A 15,023-nucleotide genomic window follows, 5' to 3' on the forward strand; every position below is an offset into this window, starting at 1 on the left:
CTATCCCCGTCGTCTCGCCGAAAGCAAGCAGCTGGAGTTCTGAGCGGTATTACGCCGAGCGCGAAAGCCGCGGGCAAGCGCTGAAGCCGGAGGACTTAACCGGCAGTGATCAGGCCGGGTAGAAGCGGCTGATCGTGTCGACCACACACGCCGGCTTATCGCCGCTCTCAATCTCGACGGTGACGCGGATGGTGGCTTGCACCCCGCCCTTGACGTCTTCGACGGCGATCAGCTCGCCGCTGCCGCGAACGCGTGAGCCGACTCTCACCGGTGCCGGAAAGCGCACCTTGTCGCAGCCGTAATTGACCCCCATGCGGATGCCGCGCACCTCGACGATCTGCGGCAGCAGCATGTTCACCAGCGACAACGTAAGGTAGCCGTGGGCGATGCAGGCGCCGAACGGACCGCTCTTGGCGCGTTCGGGGTCAACGTGAATCCATTGATGATCGCCGGTAGCATCGGCGAACTGGTTGATGCGCTCTTGAGTGATCTGAAGCCACTCGCTGTGGCCGAGGTGTCGGCCGCGGGCTGCTAGCAGGTCGGCGGGCGTATTGAAGACGGTTGGCATATGCGTGCTCCCGGTCATGGGCCGTCGGTTCACGGCAGCGGCGGCGGTGCTCCGGCGGCGGTGGGCGGCGATTCCAGCGGGGTGGTGAGGGCGGCGATGGTGACCGCGCCGCCGGCGCGCATCTGATCTAGCACCTCGACGGAAAAGCCGTAGGGGGCGTCGTTGGCGGCATCGAAAAAGATGATGTGGTCGTCACGCGCCGCGAACATCCGCCGCAGACGCGGCGCTAACTCCTCGAAAGCCACCAGCGTCCCGTTGACCGTCAGCGTCTTGTCCGCGCTCACGCGCAGTACCAGCGGTGGCTCGGGGTCCTTGGCCAGCTCCTGCTGCTCCACTTCTTGCTTTTCCTGCTTGGGCGTGTGGACCCAGAATTTCTTGGTCAGCAGCGGCGTCACCACCATGAAGATGATCAACAGCACCAGCACGACATCGACTAACGGGGTCACGTTCATCACCGGCACGACGGGGGCTCTCTTGCCCGTCCCCACATTCATGGCCATGGCTCAGCCCCCCTGTACTTCGGGCTGTGGCGGCGGCACCGGCGCGCTTTCGCCCTGCCCGCTGCCGGGAGGAGCTGCCGGCGGCAACACCCCCGTCTTGTGTTTTTCTCCCACCAGCAGCGAGATGCCGGGGAAGCCGATCTGCTGACAGCGGGCGAAGATGTCGCGCACGTCGCCGTACTTCAACTTGGCGTCGGCCCGCAGCACCACGCGCCGGTCGGGATCGACTTCGTGCAGCGTGATTAGGTAGCCAACCGCGCTTTCGAGGTCGTACTGGCTTTCGTCGATGTGGTACTCGCCCGCTTGTGCCACCGTGATCTTGATCGGATCAATCGCCGACTTGAGGTCGGGATCGGGGTTGAAGATGCCGGGGAGCTCCACCGGCAGGTCCTGGTCCAAGCGCGGCGCCACCACCATGAAAATGATTAGCAACACCAGCACGATGTCGACCAGCGGGGTGACGTTCATGTCGGGCTGGACATCGCCCGCCCGCGCGCTGCCGCGTATCGGCTTCATGCTCCCGCCTGCGCCGGTTGTTCTAAGAAGCGCGCCGCCCGAGTTCTGCCCCGTCGGCGGCGCGTTTGCCTTGCTGCGACTGCAGTTCGCGTTCGGCGCGGTCCTCGATGGTGTCGAGCAGTTCGCCGCAGGCGTTCTTGAGCAGCAACTCCTCGCGGCCGATCCGGGTTGAGAGGTAATTGAAGGCAAGCACCGCCGGGATGGCCACGGTCAGGCCGAGGGCGGTCTCGATCAGCGCTTCACTGATGCCGGCAGACACCGACGACAGGCCGCCGGAGCCGGTGGAGGCGATCCCTTGGAAGGCGGAGATGATTCCCAAGACGGTGCCGAGCAAGCCGACGAACGGAGCGGTGGAGCCGACCGAGGCCAGCACCCCCAGGCCGCGACGCAGGTCGGCGGCGATCTCTTCCATGAAGCGCTCCATGTAACGCTGGGTCTGATCGAACGGCGTCAGCCCGGAGACATCTGCCGTCTGCTCGGCGTGCCGGTAGGTGGACAGGCCGGCGCGCACGATGCGGGCGAGGTGGCCGCGCTTGAAGTTGTCGGCCGCGGCCACCACGGCGTCGAACCGCCCCGCGTTCATGTCCTCGGTAACCTTGGCCGAGAAGCTGCGCGAAGCCGAGCGCGAGCGCCGCAGCGTCAACAGGCGCTCGACAAACACGGTCAGCGATGCCAAACCCATCAGCAGCAGCACGCCCGCCACGATGAGCGCGGGCAGTCCCATGTGTTGCCACATTTCTGCGAAACTGAATTGCATAGCTCAATTCCTCTTGTCGTGCTGGGCGCCTTTGCCGGCGCCGGTTGGTTAGGACAGTCTGAAACCGACCTTGATGATGCGATAGATGCTGATGGCCCGGCCGTTGTGCCGAGCCGGCTGGTAGCGCCACGTCTTGACCGTGTCCACCGCGGCGGTAAGGAACGGTTCTTCTCCTTCCATCACCTCGACTGAGGCCACGCGGCCTTCGGCGGTGATGACGATCTTGAGCGTCACGCTGCCGGTCTTGCCGGCGTGCTTGGCCGCTTTCGGGTACGGCGGTTGCGCGTTGGACTTCGACGGCACCGGAGCCACCGCGCCCTCGGGCAGCGCCACCGGACCGCTCTGCCCGCCCGTGCGGTAGCCGCCTTCGAGGCCGGCGGGGTCACCCTCGCCCTCTCCGTACACCGCGATGCCTTTGTCCAGACTGGGGTCGGCTTCCTTCGGCGCCTCTAGCGGCATCTCCTTGGGAGCGACCAGCTCCTTTGGCGGCGGTGGCTTGTCGAGCTTGCGCACCTTCATGTCTTTGGGCACCACCGGTGGCGGCGGCGGGGCCGGCTTCACTTCCACGGGCTCGGGCGGTGGCGGAGGTGGCGGCGGCGGCTCCGGCTTGACCACCTTTTCCACGAAGGTCACGTCCACCGGCTTCTCCTTCACCAACTGCTTGGTGCCGGCGCCCACAGCCACCAACAGCAGCCCGATCCCGACGTAGAGCACGGACGACGCCAACACCGCTGTCCACCATTGTCGCGGTTCCCGCTCTTCGGCGCCGTAATGGCCAAACACTGAGGCCGCTTGGCTCATGGTCGTCTCATCCCGTTGCTGCTGGCCCGCGCCGGGGCCGAGGTATGCCTCACTAGCGAATCCTCCGGTGTGCCCGACAAGCAACACCGTCCTTAATCCGAGTTATTACTACCATTCATCCGCCACCCACTCCACCCCGAACCTCGCACCCGCGCCTCTTCTCCGGCATCGCCAGCCACACGCTGGCGCTTGGCGGCGCCACGGTGGCACTCTGAGCCCTTGGCGCCACCGCTTTGCGTAGCCGGCCCCGCCGGTGGCCGACCCATTACTAGAAAAACGAACATCTGTTAACATGCCGGCGGCGATGAAGCGAAACCACCGAGGGGCGGTCGAACGCCAAGAGGCATGGTCTCGCTCGAGGTTCGGCCAGCCGACTTGGATTGGTCTAACAAGCGTTTAATTTGGGGAGGGCGTTCATGTCCGGCAATGCACTCACGGGCATCAAGGTGATCGAGCTGGGGCAGTTGGTGTCGGCGCCGTACTGCGCCAAGTTGTTCGCCGACTACGGTGCCGACGTCATCAAGGTCGAACCGCCGGCGGGCGACCGCGCCCGCTACTGGGGCCCCTTTCCCAACGACGTGCCCGACCCGGAGAAGAGCGGGCTGTTCTTCTTTCTCAACCGCAACAAGCGCGGCCTCACCCTCGACGTGCGACCGCAGCACGGGCGCGAGTTGCTGCTACGGCTAATCGCGCAGGCGGACGTGCTGATCGAGAACAACCCGCCGCGCTTCATGCGCGAACACCAGCTCGACTACGCCGCGCTGGCGCAGATCAATCCCGACTTGGTGATGATTTCGATCACGCCCTTCGGGCAGACCGGGCCGTACAGCGAGTGGAACGGCTACGACCTCAACGCCTTTCACCTTACTGCGGCGGGCAGCCGCTACTGCGGGCAGCCGAACCAGGCGCCGCTCGAACATGGTACGTTCGCCGCCGACTTCTTCGGCGCCACCGCCGGCGCGGCCTGGGGGCTGGCGGCAGTGTACGGGCGCCGGCGCGCCGGCGGCGGCCAGCTCATTGATGTCTCGTGTGCTGAGGCCATCGCCGCGCTTTTCGTCGGCGGCCAGAACATCGGCGGCTGTGCGCAAGACGGAGTGTTCGATCGCCGCACCGGGGTCGGGATGTCGTTGGGGGCGCCGGCCACCATCTTGCCGTGCAAGGACGGCCATGCCTGGATGCTGGCCTTGGAGCCCGGCCAGTGGAACGGCCTGGCGCGCGTGATGGGCAACCCCGAGTGGATGCAGCTGGAGATGTTTCAGGAGATGTTCGTCCGCGCCCAAAACGCCGACGCCATGTATCCGCTGATCGAGCAGTGGACAAGTGAACACAGCAAGTGGGAAATAATGGACCAATGTCAGGCCAACGGCTGCCCGGTGACGGCGGTGTTCACCGTAGCCGAGGCGGCCGAGCACCCGCACCTGAAAGCGCGTGACTACATCGTCGAAGTGGAGCATCCCCGGCTAGGGAAGGTTCGCGACCTGGGCGCTCCCTTCAAGCTCCCGGCCAGCCCCGGCGGGCCACGCCATCCCGCACCATTGCTCGGCCAACACAACGACGAAGTCTACGGTGAGCTACTCGGCCTCGGCGGCGCTGAGCTGACGCAGTTGCGCAGCGAAGGCATCATCTGACGAAGGCGGGCCGGTCAGTCGAGGTGACAGTCATGAGCAAGGCACTTCCCCTCCAAGGCATCCGGGTGGCGAACTTCGGCTGGGTCTGGGCCGGCCCGGTGGTCGGGCAAACCCTCGGCTTCTTGGGCGCGGAGGTCTACAAGATCGAGTCGCGGGCGCGGATCGACCTCACCCGCATGCTGCCGCCGTTCGGCGGCGGCGTGCGTGACCCCGATCGCAGTCTCTCGAATCACGCCTGCTGGGCCGGCAACGGCAGCATCAGCCTCAATCTCAAGAAGGCCGAGGCGCAAGAACTGGCGCGCCAGTTCATCGCCACCTGCGACGTGGTGGTAGAAAACTTCGGCCCCGGCGCGATGCAGGACATGAACCTCGGCTACGAGACCCTCACGGCGCTCAAGCCCGAACTGGTCATGTTGTCGATGCCGGCGGCCGGCCTCTACGGCCCGCTCAAGGACATCAGAACTTACGGCCTCAGCCTGACCAGTATCACCGGCTTAGATAGCCTCACAGGATACCCCGGCGGCCCGCCGGTGCCGGTGGAGAACGCTTTCTCCGATCCCTACAACGGCATCATGGGAGCCTTCGCCGTGCTCGCCGCCCTCATGTACCGCGACCGCTGCGGCACCGGCCAGCACATCGACTACTCGCAGCAAGAGGCGGTCATGCCCATGGTTGGACCGGCGTTCATGGACTACGTGCTCAACGGCCGCGTGGCCGGCCCGCTGGGTAACCGCCATCCGCTGGCAGCGGCGGCCCCTCACGGCGTCTTCCCTTGTGCGGGCGCAGACCGCTGGGTCAGCGTCGCGGTCGTCACTGAAGCGGAATGGCAGGGTCTGGTGAAAGCCATGGCCGAACCAGCATGGGCGCGCGCACCCGAGTTCGCCCAGCTCGCCGATCGCCTCCACCACCTCGACGACCTTCATCAACACTTGGCGGCGTGGACTGCGGATTTCAACGACTACGAGTTGGCGCAACTGCTGCAACGGCACGGCGTCGCGGCGGCGCCGGTGCTGAACGTCGGCGATTTACTCAAGGACCCGCATTACCGCGCGCGTGGCACGTTCATCGAGGTCCAGCATTCGTTGGGATTTCGCGAGACCATCTACGGCGCCTACGTCAAGACCAGCCGCACCGAAGCCGACGTTCGCTCCGGGCCGCAAATCGGTCAAGACAACGATTTCGTCTTCAAGAAGCTGCTCGGTGTCTCGGAGGACCGTTACCGCCGGCTCATCGAAGAGCAGGTGATCTATTGACCCGCGCGCTCGAGCCGGCGCCCAATTCCGCGCGTGCGATCGCTTTCATCACCAAGGGCAACACCAGCTGCGGCTGCGCCAGGGGCGCGGCATGGCCGGTGCGCTGGGCGGCGGCCACCGGCACGACCGCACCCAAGCGCTCGATCAACTCGCGGCGCGAGCGGCCGAAGAACTTGTCCACCCGCTCCTCCCGGATGTCCGGCTCCTTCGCCCGGTCTTTCGGTGAACAAGATCAAGGTGCCGGCGGCAAAAGGCGGCACCGGACTACGGCGGCCGAAGATGGTTTGTTGAAACTCGCCTTCAGGTCTTGAACCGCCGACGTCGGGCCTTACTCGGCACCTCCGGGTTCGGTCGCGCCCCCGGCACAGGAGCTGGCTGCGCTCCGGTCGCTATCGCTCTCTTCGGTCCACCAGCCCCTGCTGCGGTCCCATTCCCTGGTACCGTGACTCCATCCTTGCCTTCTTCCTTGCCCTCTACACTATTTCACCCAAGGGAAAATGTCTCACTGTCATTGGCACAGAGGGCGGTTTCTGAAAGATGCAACGACGGACTTTTGGATCTCGCGCGTTTAAGAGGCAATGGGCCAATAGGGGCCCCAACAACGAAGGAGATCCGATATGAAGATCGATCGCTGGTTGCTGATGGGCACAATGCTTCTGGTACCCGCATCTGCGTTCGCTCAAAGTCCGCCGAGCCCTGCGGAGCTGGAGTCGGAGCGTGCCCCCTCTTTGCGCAGGCGGACGCCGACGGGAGCGGGACGCTGTCTTTGAGCGAGTTCAAGACCTTCGAGTCCCTCATTCGGGACAAAATGACAGAGCAACACTTCAACCACCTCGATACGAACGGCGACGGCGTCCTGGGTCTCGACGAGCTGCCCAGGCGGGCCGCCTAGGTCCTCGATTCGGGCACCCTCCCTTCTAGCGTCGCCCAGCGGCCTCGCATTCGCGACCATGTCATGAGCGCCGAGGAACGGCTCAAGAAGGCACATCTCACGCTGCTGATCCGCGTCAAGAGCGTGCTGACGCCAGCACAACAACAAAAGCTCCGCCAGCTCCGGCCAGAACATCTGCCGGGGTTGGGCGATGATGCTAATCAGGAGGAGGAACACATGGGCGCATTGCACATTCTAACGAAAGTGCTGCCACCATTGCCAATCCTGGCATGCCTCATTGGGTGTGGCACGAGCAATGGGGCATCCGGCGCAAATCTTCAAAGCGCTGCATTCGGTCATAAGGTGTTTGTCGCGGTCGGCGATGGCGGGGAGATCATTACCTCAAGCAGCGGTTCCTCGTGGAACCAGCAGTCGAGTGGCGTCACTGTGGCTCTGCTCAGCGTCACCTACGGCGGCAACAAGTTCGTTGTTGTCGGAAATAGTGGCAAGTCTCTCGTGTCGAGCGACGGCACTTCTTGGAGTGCCACCACAGTATCCAGCGACGTGTCGTTCCTTGGTGTTGCATACGGCGATGGGCTCTTTGTGATGGTCGGCGACAAGGGCTCGATCTACACATCAACCGATGGAAGTGGGTGGACCTCGCAAGAGAGTGGCACCACAGGGGATCTCCGAGGCATTACCTTCGGTGCAAGCATGTTCGTGGCGGTCGGCGCGGATGGCGACATTCTCACGTCTGCAGATGCCGCGAGTTGGTCTGCGGCGACTTCGGGTACAACTGAAGCGCTCGCGGACGTTCACTACGGAAACGGCGTGTATACGGTCGTGGGGACCAAGGGCACGATTCTGCGATCCGCGGACGCCATCTCGTGGTCGACCATCGAGACGGGGATCAGTCGCGACCTCAACGCCATATCTTACGCAGAGGGGCTGTTCGTCGTCATTGGCGCCGATGGAACGATTCTCACGTCGTCAGACGCAGCGACGTTCAGTCAGCGGACCTCCGGCACGAGCGAGAACCTCCGCGGCATCGCGTTCGGCAACAATGTTTTTGTCGCCGTGGGATTTTCGGGCACCATTTTGAATTCTGATGATGGAATCACATGGGCAAAGGCGTGACGTGGATCGAGGGGCGACGCCGACGACGATTCTTCCGCCAATCGGCCTTCGTCGTCGAGCATTTGCAGTCGTGCGCAGGACGAGAAACGAGAAGATGCACGAGGGTTGGAACCCCGAAGCCGAGGCGTTGCGCGTCGAGCGCCTCACCTGTGTCGCTGCACTCGTGCTTCTACTCACCATCATCGTTGCCGTCGCTTCGTGCGGGGGTGACGACCTCGTGTTCCCCGGAGAGTTGTACACACAGACGGCGACCCCGGAGGAGACTGCTACGCCGACGGCGTGACTTGGTCGTTCACTCCTCTCGATTTTCGAGAGTTCAAAGTCGTCGACTTCCGATGAATGCACGAAGCGCCCGTAGCGTTTGAGGAGGGCGACCACCACTAGCCCACCTGTCTGGACAGCCACGGCAGGCTCACGCCGTTGGCCAATGCCGAATAGGGTTCTCCTGCGTCGTGGGCGGCGACGGACCCGGCACCATCCTCTCCGGCTGGTCCGATGAGCCAACCCGTTCCCCATCCCCTATTGACCGAGGCGTCAAATGATTGCATATTGCAAATATGCTGAAACGCAAAGGTACACCAGGCCAGAAGCTCGAGGGCGGTGCGCGTGAGCTGGTCACGCACCTTGACCGCGCGATGCGCCGGTTGGTTCTGGCCGGCAACGAGCAGGGCATCCCGGAGAGCTTCAGTCGTTCGGAGATTGCCGTTCTCGACACCGTCGGCGCAGAAGGGCCGATGACCATGGGTGTGATCGCCGCGCGCGTTCGGATGCCACTCAGCACGGTGACCAGAGTCGTCGATCGACTCGTCGTGAGGGAATTGGTTCAGCGCGAGCGTCCGGAGGACAACCGCCGCGTCGTGCGGGTCGCGCTCGCGCCCGACGGCCATTCGTTCTACCAGGCTGCGCTGAGGAGTCGGATCGCCGGGGCACAGCGCATGTTGCAGCGCTTGACCGAGGGTGAACAGCGCGAGCTGGTCCGACTCTTCCGGAAGATCGCAGATTCCATCGCGGAGGAGCCGCAGGGATGACACGGGCCGCGCCGCACACCCGGTTGATCTGCCGCCTCACGCCGCTCTGGTGTATCGCTGTCCTGGCGGGCTGCGTTCTGGTAGGACCCAACTACGTCGCCCCGACGGCGTCCGAACTCCACGTTCCATCATCGTGGCAGGGCTCTGCACCATCGACCGCAGCCGGCCTTGAAATCGCAAACTGGTGGCAGCACCTCGGCGACGCGCTGTTGAGCCGACTTGTCGCGCAGGCGATGCAGGCGAGCCCGGACGTGCAGTCCGCCCGCGCCAAGTTGCGCCAGGCGCGGGCACAGCGCCTTCTGGCGTTCGGTAACCTGTGGCCCACGGCCAGTGCCTCCGCATCGGCCCATCATACCGAGACCAGCGAACCGTCCGGCATTGGCGGTTCCCCATCCCAAAACGTTGCCGCCGGCAGCTCCCAAGACCTGTACAATGCTGGGTTCGACGCGTCGTGGGAACCAGACATCGTCGGTGGTCAACGCCGTGCCCTCGAGGCCGCGAGCGCCGACCAGGCGGCGTCGATGGCGAGTCTGCACAGTGCACAGGTGACGTTGGCGGCCGAGGTCGCACGCAACTACGTGGAGGCGCGATCGCTGCAGGCACGGATCGCCATCGTTCGAGCAAACCTTGGCAGCCAATCGGAGACCCTGGCGCTCACGCAGTGGCGTGTGCAGGCCGGCCTGACCAGTTCGCTGGACGCAGAGCAGCAACGCACCAACGTCGAGCAGACGCGGGCGACGATTCCTCCCCTCGAAACCTCCTTGGCTGAGGCGGAGCATCGGATTGGTACTCTCCTCGGCCTCGCACCCGGTGCGTTGCACGAGGACCTCGCCGTCCCGGCGCCCATTCCACAAGTTCCGGAGCCGCTCACCATCGGGATCCCGGCAGATATTTTGCGCCAACGACCGGACGTGGCCGCCGCCGAGCGCACGCTAGCCGGGGCCACCGCGCGCATCGGTGAGGCCGCGGCGGCGCGCTATCCGAGCTTCACGCTCTCCGGATCGGTCGGGGTCGAAGCAATGACGATCGGTGCGCTCACCAATGGAAGCTCCCTCGCCGCCAGCGTGGTGGGTAGCCTCGCACAGACGATCTTCGACGCGGGGCGCATCAGCGCGAAAATTGAAATCCAGGACGCGATACAACAACAAGCGCTGGCGACGTATCAGGCGACGGTTCTCACGGCGCTCGAAGACGTCGAGAACGCACTCGTCTCGCTCGCCAACAGCCAGGCACGTGCAACGGCGCTGGCCGCGGCTGTCGAGTCGGCGCGCAACGCCGCGCTCCTCGCCCGCTATCGCTACAGCACGGGCATCATCGACTTCCAGGCCGTCCTCGATACCGAGCGCACCGTTCTAACAATCGAGGAGAGTCTCAATGTGACGCAGGCCGAGAACACCGTCGCCGCCGTCCAGCTATACAAGGCGTTGGGTGGCGGCTGGTCTCCGGCCGAAGCGCTTGCCGGACCCAATATGCAGGGCACATCATCATGAGTCATCCATCGTTCTCAGCGAGCAGCGACATCACTGCGATTCTCGGAACTGGCGGCGCGAGTACCCGCTTCCGGTGGTCCCTGCGCTGGATCGGCGTTCCAGTCGTGATCCTTGTGGGAGTCGTCGCCTACTTGTTCCTGCGTTCGGGCGACCATGGCCAATCGCCGCTTTACGAGACCGAAACCGTGGCGCGCGGCAATCTCGTGGTGACCGTGTCCGCCACCGGCACCCTGGAGCCCACCAATCAGGTCGATGTCGGCAGCGAGCTCTCGGGGCTCATCGAAGTGGTCTTGGCGGAGGAAAACGACCGCGTGACCCAGGGGCAGGTGCTGGCGCGCCTCGACATCTCGAAACTCACGGACGAGATCACCAAGTCGGAGGCGGCACTGGCTTCCGCCGAGGCCAAGGTGGTGCAAACCACTGCCACCACCAAGGAGGCACGGGCCAACCTTGCGCGCCTGCGCGCCGTGTCGCGGTTGTCGGGCGGGAAGGTGCCGTCGAAGGCGGAAATGGAGACCGCCGAGGCAACCCTGGCACGGGCAGCTGCAGATGTGGCCAGCGCCCGCGCTGCCGTTTCCGAAGCCCGCGCCGTGCTGAGCTCGAACCAGACCAATCTCGCGAAAGCCTCGATCCGCTCGCCGATCAATGGGGTAGTCCTGAGTCGGAAGATCGAGCCGGGCCAGACCGTCGCTGCAGCCATGACGACCCCGGTGCTGTTCACGCTGGCGGAGGACCTATCGCAGATGAAGCTTCAGGTGAAGGTTGACGAAGCCGACGTCGGCCAGGTGGAAGACGGGCAATCCGCAACCTTCACCGTGGATGCGTACCCGACGCGGAAGTTCCCGGCCCGGATCGTCCGTGTCGGATTCGGTTCGCAGACAACTGACAACGTAGTCACGTACAAGACGATCCTCACCGTCAACAACGATGACGTCAGTCTGCGACCGGGCATGACGGCCACCGCAGAAATCACCACGGCACAGCGAGAGAACGTGCTGCTCGTGCCCAATGCCGCACTGCGGTTCACGCCGACGCTAAACAACGAGAGCAGCCACAAATCCGGCGGTGGCATCGTCGGCAGTCTGTTGCCGCACCCACCGGAACCACAAGCGAGAAGACCCGCTGCTTCTCCGGCGAAGAGCGGCGGGCAGCGGGTATGGATCGTACGCAAAGGGGAGGCCGCTGCCGTCGATGTCACCGTGGGCGTCACCGACGGGCGCTTCACCGAGGTCATAGGCGGAGGCCTTGAGCCCGGCATGCAGGTGATCACCGATGTGCTCGTCTCATCCAAATGACTGATGTCCGACCCACCACAAGAGCCGCCCCGTTGATCGAATTGAGCGGAATTGTGAAGACCTACGGCTACGGCGAGTCGACGTTCCAAGCACTACGCGGCGTGGACGTGCGGGTCGACGAGGGCGAGTTCGTTGCCATCATGGGCCCCAGCGGTTCGGGCAAGTCGACGGTGATGAATATCCTGGGCTGCTTGGATGTACCGACCTCGGGTGCCTACCGGTTCCGCGGCGTACACGTCGAAATGCTCTCGCGTGATCAGCGCGCCTTGCTGCGCCGCCACTATCTCGGCTTCGTGTTCCAGGGCTTCAATCTGCTCGCGCGCACGTCAGCCATCGAGAACGTCGAGCTGCCGCTGCTCTATCGTGGCGAAGCGGCGGCCACACGTCATGCGGCAGCGCGCGTGGCACTGGCATCCGTGGGCCTGCATGGATGGGAGGGTCACTCCGCTGTGGAGCTCTCGGGCGGCCAGCAGCAGCGGGTTGCGATCGCGCGCGCCATCGTCACCAAGCCGACCCTTCTGCTTGCCGACGAGCCCACCGGAAATCTCGACACCCAACGCAGCCGTGAGATCATGGAGTTGCTGACGGTCCTCAATCGTGACCAGGGCATCAGCGTCGTGATGGTGACCCACGACCCTGACATGGCGGCGTTCGCCAGCCGCATCGTCCACTTCGTCGATGGCTGCATCCAACGCGTCGAGCACAAGCGGGAGGTTCGGTGATGCTCTGGAGTATCGTCGTGCTGGCGGTGCGGGCGATCCGCCGCAACCTGATGCGCGCCTTCCTCACCGTCCTGGGTATCGTCATCGGCGTCTCCGCCGTCGTCAGCATGGTGACGCTCGGTAACGGGGCCACCCGCGCCGTATCGGATCAGATCTCCAGCCTGGGAAGCAACCTCCTGATGGTCAGCCCGGGGCAACGGCTAGGCCCGGGGCGAGACACGGCTGGCGCGCCGGCCTTCAAGGTGGCCGACGCGACAGCCATCGAGGCCCAAATCAGTGGTCTCAAGGCCGTCGCACCTAGCGTGAGCACCAGCGTGACCGCGGTGCACATGGCGAAGAATTGGTCCACCAGTGTGATCGGCACCACCGCCGCATACGTCCAGATCGGCAACTGGAGGCTCGCCGACGGCCGTATCTTCAACGAGGCCGAGGAGAAGGCCGGCAAGGCGGTGTGCGTGATCGGCGACACCGTGCGGCGGGAGCTCTATGGCAGACAGAACCCCGTCGGCGGCGAGTTGCGCATCAAGCAGTTTTCCTGCGCGATCGTCGGGCTGCTGCAGGCGAAGGGGCAGTCGTCAATGGGGATGGACCAGGACAACACGGTGATCATGCCGGTGCGTACGGTGCACCGCAGGCTGACCGGCAACCAGGACGTCGGCACGCTGTTGGTCTCGCTGAAGGACGGGGAGTCGAGCAACAAGGTCAAGACCCAGATCGAGCGGCTGATGCGCGAGCGCCGCAGAATCGCCGACAACGAAGATGACAATTTCAACGTGCTCGATACGAGGCAGATCGCGGAGGCGCTCTCCGGCACGACCCGTATCATGACGATGCTGTTGGGAGCAGTGGCCGCCGTGAGTTTGCTGGTCGGCGGAATCGGCATCATGAACATCATGCTGGTATCTGTAACCGAGCGCACGCGGGAGATCGGCATCCGCCTCGCCATTGGGGCGCTCGAGCGGGAAGTGTTGTTGCAGTTTCTCGTCGAGGCCGTCGTGCTCTCCGCGTTCGGCGGTCTCGTCGGCATTGTTCTGGCCACGCTTGCATCCGTGGGACTCGCCCGCGTGATCCAAGTTCCCTATCTCTTCAACCCGCAAATCAACCTGGTCGCATTCCTGTTTTCAGCCGCGATCGGCGTGATCTTTGGTTTCTTCCCGGCACGCCGCGCGGCACAACTCGATCCGATCGAGGCGTTGCGGCACGAGTAGCGGGTCTCGTTCTTCAGTGTCGGTCTGAAGCCGTGCAGCCTGACTTCGTCCACTGGTCGTTAGCCGTGGCCCCGGTCGGCGCCAAGGTCACCACGCGCACGTTGCCCGGGCTGGTGCCGTCGTGGATGTCCAGATCGTCGGCGATCAACACCGCCTGTCCGGAGGCCATTAAGGCCACGTGGTTGCACGATGCCGTCATGGTGCTGGCGCAGCTCAGGGTTTCTAGCGCGGCGCCCCCATTACTGTACAGCGTTGTTGCCGTCGCCGACCACTGTGCGCCGGCCACGTCCGCGCGCGTCTCGATGCGGTACCAAGTATCGGCCGTAAGCTGAACCGTGCCGGTGGCGCAGTGTGGAGGCGTGCTGTGCCGTCGCTTTTCACGCACCGCAGCGCCGCACGCGCTGGTGCCACCCGGGCTGGCTGATGCGGAGCGCGCGCAAGAACGCCGGCATGGACGGGCAGGATCTGGATTGAGCGCCCGGCCCTTGCACCTGCCTGATCGTTATCGTATAAAAATCGTATGTCGAAGCAGGCGATATCGGTAACGCTCGCGGCCGACAATCTGTTGTGGGTCCGAGGGCAGGCGCATGCGCGCGGCGCGGGCAGCGTCAGCTCGGTGATCGATCGGCTGATCTCCGCGGCGCGGGCCGGCGGGCACGTCCACGACGACAGCATTCGCTCGGTGAAGGGCACCGTGCACATTGCCGAGACCGACCCCGCCCTGCACGGTGCCGACGCGGCGATTGGTGCGCTGTTCCCCGGTGCGCTGGTCTCTGAGGCATCGGCCCGATACCGGCGCAGCGCCAAGTCGTCCCCACGGTCGAAACCGTCCGGACGCAAGCGGTGATGCTGAAAGCCGCGGTCGCCGATACCCACGCCCTCATCTTTCACGCGAGCGGCAGCCGCCACCTCGGTCGGCGGGCGGCCGCCGTCTTCGCGGCGGCGGAGCAACGCGCGGCCGTGGTGTACATCCCGGTCGCCGTGATGTGGGAATGCGCGCTGCTCGCCCGCGTCGGCCGGGTTGATTTTCAACGCTCAGTGCGGACGTTTTTCGATGACCTCTTCAGCAACCCGGCGTATCAGCCGATCGACTTGACCCCCGAGCAGGTGTGCCTCGCGGATGAGCGGCGCCCGAACAATGACCCGTTCGACGCACTCATCTGCGCGGCAGCGCATCAGCTCGACCTGCCCCTGCTGACTCGAGACGAAGCGATCCACGAGTCGAGGCTGGTTCGGGTTGTCTGGTAGC

The 15,023-nt window shown here is 64.7% G+C and carries 19 protein-coding genes; 12 read left to right on the forward strand and 7 right to left on the reverse strand.

Annotation, left to right across the window (positions count from 1 at the left end):
- Window positions 1-109: 109 nt before the first annotated feature.
- Genes HY699_22400 through HY699_22420 form a run of 5 tightly spaced genes read right to left on the reverse strand, consistent with a single transcriptional unit; the run spans window position 110 to window position 3,142 of the window.
- Window positions 110-586: a MaoC family dehydratase gene (locus tag HY699_22400; GenBank protein ID MBI4518559.1), complete on the reverse strand. Its 477-nt coding sequence runs from the start codon at window positions 584-586 to the stop codon at window positions 110-112.
- An 11-nt stretch (window positions 587-597) separates the two neighbouring features.
- Window positions 598-1,068 (reverse strand): biopolymer transporter ExbD, encoded by a 471-nt coding sequence (locus HY699_22405; protein ID MBI4518560.1) that lies wholly within the window; start codon window positions 1,066-1,068, stop codon window positions 598-600.
- A gap of 3 nt (window positions 1,069-1,071) precedes the next feature.
- Window positions 1,072-1,584, reverse strand: coding sequence for a biopolymer transporter ExbD (locus HY699_22410; protein MBI4518561.1), 513 nt, complete (start codon window positions 1,582-1,584; stop codon window positions 1,072-1,074).
- A 22-nt stretch (window positions 1,585-1,606) separates the two neighbouring features.
- Window positions 1,607-2,341 (reverse strand): MotA/TolQ/ExbB proton channel family protein, encoded by a 735-nt coding sequence (locus tag HY699_22415; GenBank protein MBI4518562.1) that lies wholly within the window; start codon window positions 2,339-2,341, stop codon window positions 1,607-1,609.
- Between the two features lie 48 nt (window positions 2,342-2,389).
- Window positions 2,390-3,142, reverse strand: coding sequence for an energy transducer TonB (locus tag HY699_22420; GenBank protein ID MBI4518563.1), 753 nt, complete (start codon window positions 3,140-3,142; stop codon window positions 2,390-2,392).
- Window positions 3,143-3,558: 416 nt separating this feature from the next.
- Here HY699_22420 and HY699_22425 point away from each other — a divergent pair, with 416 nt between their 5' ends.
- On the forward strand, window positions 3,559-4,770 hold the full coding sequence (locus tag HY699_22425) for a CoA transferase (GenBank protein ID MBI4518564.1): 1,212 nt from the start codon (window positions 3,559-3,561) through the stop codon (window positions 4,768-4,770).
- Window positions 4,771-4,802: 32 nt separating this feature from the next.
- A complete protein-coding gene (locus HY699_22430) occupies window positions 4,803-6,023 on the forward strand; it encodes a CoA transferase (GenBank protein ID MBI4518565.1) in 1,221 nt (406 codons plus the stop codon).
- On the opposite strand, the gene HY699_22435 is transcribed toward HY699_22430, so the two are convergent.
- Window positions 5,998-6,204 (reverse strand): hypothetical protein, encoded by a 207-nt coding sequence (locus tag HY699_22435; protein ID MBI4518566.1) that lies wholly within the window; start codon window positions 6,202-6,204, stop codon window positions 5,998-6,000. The two genes, HY699_22430 and HY699_22435, sit on opposite strands and share 26 nt — an antisense overlap.
- Before the next feature lie 372 nt (window positions 6,205-6,576).
- Between HY699_22435 and HY699_22440 the strand changes: the two genes are divergently transcribed.
- From HY699_22440 to HY699_22475, 8 genes are all read left to right on the forward strand, one after another.
- Window positions 6,577-6,915, forward strand: coding sequence for an EF-hand domain-containing protein (locus HY699_22440; GenBank protein MBI4518567.1), 339 nt, complete (start codon window positions 6,577-6,579; stop codon window positions 6,913-6,915).
- Window positions 6,916-6,978: 63 nt separating this feature from the next.
- Window positions 6,979-8,031, forward strand: a complete 1,053-nt coding sequence (locus HY699_22445) for a cell wall-binding protein (GenBank protein ID MBI4518568.1) — start codon at window positions 6,979-6,981, stop codon at window positions 8,029-8,031.
- Window positions 8,032-8,101: 70 nt separating this feature from the next.
- Complete coding sequence (locus HY699_22450; GenBank protein ID MBI4518569.1) at window positions 8,102-8,314, forward strand: hypothetical protein; 213 nt, start codon at window positions 8,102-8,104, stop codon at window positions 8,312-8,314.
- A 274-nt stretch (window positions 8,315-8,588) separates the two neighbouring features.
- Window positions 8,589-9,059 (forward strand): MarR family transcriptional regulator, encoded by a 471-nt coding sequence (locus HY699_22455; protein MBI4518570.1) that lies wholly within the window; start codon window positions 8,589-8,591, stop codon window positions 9,057-9,059.
- Entirely contained in the window at window positions 9,056-10,549 is a 1,494-nt protein-coding gene (locus HY699_22460) for an efflux transporter outer membrane subunit (GenBank protein ID MBI4518571.1), read from the forward strand. Before HY699_22455 ends, HY699_22460 begins: the two co-directional genes overlap by 4 nt.
- On the forward strand, window positions 10,546-11,844 hold the full coding sequence (locus tag HY699_22465) for an efflux RND transporter periplasmic adaptor subunit (protein MBI4518572.1): 1,299 nt from the start codon (window positions 10,546-10,548) through the stop codon (window positions 11,842-11,844). The genes HY699_22460 and HY699_22465 overlap by 4 nt, the downstream gene beginning before the upstream one ends.
- 32 nt (window positions 11,845-11,876) lie before the next feature.
- Entirely contained in the window at window positions 11,877-12,566 is a 690-nt protein-coding gene (locus HY699_22470) for an ABC transporter ATP-binding protein (protein ID MBI4518573.1), read from the forward strand.
- Window positions 12,566-13,774 carry an ABC transporter permease gene (locus tag HY699_22475; GenBank protein MBI4518574.1) on the forward strand — a complete coding sequence of 403 codons (1,209 nt, stop codon included), beginning with the start codon at window positions 12,566-12,568 and terminating at the stop codon, window positions 13,772-13,774. Before HY699_22470 ends, HY699_22475 begins: the two co-directional genes overlap by 1 nt.
- Before the next feature lie 13 nt (window positions 13,775-13,787).
- On the opposite strand, the gene HY699_22480 is transcribed toward HY699_22475, so the two are convergent.
- Entirely contained in the window at window positions 13,788-14,159 is a 372-nt protein-coding gene (locus HY699_22480) for a hypothetical protein (GenBank protein ID MBI4518575.1), read from the reverse strand.
- A 135-nt stretch (window positions 14,160-14,294) separates the two neighbouring features.
- On the opposite strand from HY699_22480, the gene HY699_22485 reads away from it, so the two are divergent.
- The gene (locus HY699_22485) at window positions 14,295-14,621 is read left to right on the forward strand and encodes a hypothetical protein (GenBank protein ID MBI4518576.1); all 327 of its coding nucleotides are present in this window, start codon (window positions 14,295-14,297) and stop codon (window positions 14,619-14,621) included.
- Entirely contained in the window at window positions 14,621-15,022 is a 402-nt protein-coding gene (locus HY699_22490) for a type II toxin-antitoxin system VapC family toxin (protein ID MBI4518577.1), read from the forward strand. Before HY699_22485 ends, HY699_22490 begins: the two co-directional genes overlap by 1 nt.
- The last annotated feature ends 1 nt before the right edge of the window (window position 15,023 follow it).

This window comes from Deltaproteobacteria bacterium, assembly GCA_016210005.1.
Taxonomy (GTDB): domain Bacteria; phylum Desulfobacterota; class Binatia; order HRBIN30; family JACQVA1; genus JACQVA1.

Coding starts and splice junctions, on each gene's coding strand:
- HY699_22410 (MBI4518561.1), bottom strand. CDS start 1,584: ATGAAGCCGATACGCGGCAGCGCGCGGGCGGGCGATGTCCAGCCCGAC.
- HY699_22415 (MBI4518562.1), bottom strand. CDS start 2,341: ATGCAATTCAGTTTCGCAGAAATGTGGCAACACATGGGACTGCCCGCG.
- HY699_22405 (MBI4518560.1), bottom strand. CDS start 1,068: ATGGCCATGAATGTGGGGACGGGCAAGAGAGCCCCCGTCGTGCCGGTG.
- HY699_22475 (MBI4518574.1), top strand. CDS start 12,566: ATGCTCTGGAGTATCGTCGTGCTGGCGGTGCGGGCGATCCGCCGCAAC.
- HY699_22430 (MBI4518565.1), top strand. CDS start 4,803: ATGAGCAAGGCACTTCCCCTCCAAGGCATCCGGGTGGCGAACTTCGGC.
- HY699_22445 (MBI4518568.1), top strand. CDS start 6,979: ATGAGCGCCGAGGAACGGCTCAAGAAGGCACATCTCACGCTGCTGATC.
- HY699_22485 (MBI4518576.1), top strand. CDS start 14,295: ATGTCGAAGCAGGCGATATCGGTAACGCTCGCGGCCGACAATCTGTTG.
- HY699_22420 (MBI4518563.1), bottom strand. CDS start 3,142: ATGAGCCAAGCGGCCTCAGTGTTTGGCCATTACGGCGCCGAAGAGCGG.
- HY699_22455 (MBI4518570.1), top strand. CDS start 8,589: ATGCTGAAACGCAAAGGTACACCAGGCCAGAAGCTCGAGGGCGGTGCG.
- HY699_22425 (MBI4518564.1), top strand. CDS start 3,559: ATGTCCGGCAATGCACTCACGGGCATCAAGGTGATCGAGCTGGGGCAG.
- HY699_22465 (MBI4518572.1), top strand. CDS start 10,546: ATGAGTCATCCATCGTTCTCAGCGAGCAGCGACATCACTGCGATTCTC.
- HY699_22400 (MBI4518559.1), bottom strand. CDS start 586: ATGACCGGGAGCACGCATATGCCAACCGTCTTCAATACGCCCGCCGAC.
- HY699_22490 (MBI4518577.1), top strand. CDS start 14,621: ATGCTGAAAGCCGCGGTCGCCGATACCCACGCCCTCATCTTTCACGCG.
- HY699_22460 (MBI4518571.1), top strand. CDS start 9,056: ATGACACGGGCCGCGCCGCACACCCGGTTGATCTGCCGCCTCACGCCG.